Raw genomic sequence first — 375 nt, 5'->3', positions numbered from 1 at the left:
GCTCTCGGTCGAGCGGTTGTTGAGCGGCTTGCCGTCGAACTCGATGCCGCCGGTGGAGCGCACCATGTTGCAGATCGCGCGCAGCGTGGTGGTCTTGCCGGCGCCGTTGGCCCCGAGCAGCGTCACGAGCGAGCCCTCGTTGAGCGAGAAGGACAGGCCATGGAGCGCCTGGACCTGACCGTAATAGGCCCGCAGGTCCTTGACGTTGAGCAGCGTCGTCATTGGTCCTTGCTCCCGAGATAGGCCTTGATGACGTCGGGGTCGGCCTGCACCTGGGCGGGCGTGCCCTCCGCGAGCTTCTTGCCGAAGTTCAGCGCGACGACGTGGTCGGCGATCGACATCACGAGGCCCATGTGGTGCTCGACCAGCAGCACG

At 66.4% G+C, this 375-nt stretch carries 1 protein-coding gene and 1 pseudogene; both read right to left on the bottom strand.

The features are described 5' to 3' along the window. Nucleotides 1-222, bottom strand: a 222-nt coding sequence (locus MOV75_RS42990) for an ATP-binding cassette domain-containing protein (protein WP_246933139.1), incomplete at its 3' end; no start/stop codon positions are given. Further along, nucleotides 219-375 (bottom strand): annotated as a pseudogene (gene livG, locus MOV75_RS42985) (high-affinity branched-chain amino acid ABC transporter ATP-binding protein LivG); the annotation flags it as partial. The pseudogene livG and the gene MOV75_RS42990, both read right to left, overlap by 4 nt.

The organism is Bradyrhizobium sp. PRIMUS42 (genome assembly GCF_023006515.1).
Taxonomy (GTDB): domain Bacteria; phylum Pseudomonadota; class Alphaproteobacteria; order Rhizobiales; family Xanthobacteraceae; genus Bradyrhizobium.
Note: the sequence above shows the minus strand (reverse complement) of the source record. Positions and strands in the feature narration are given on the sequence as shown.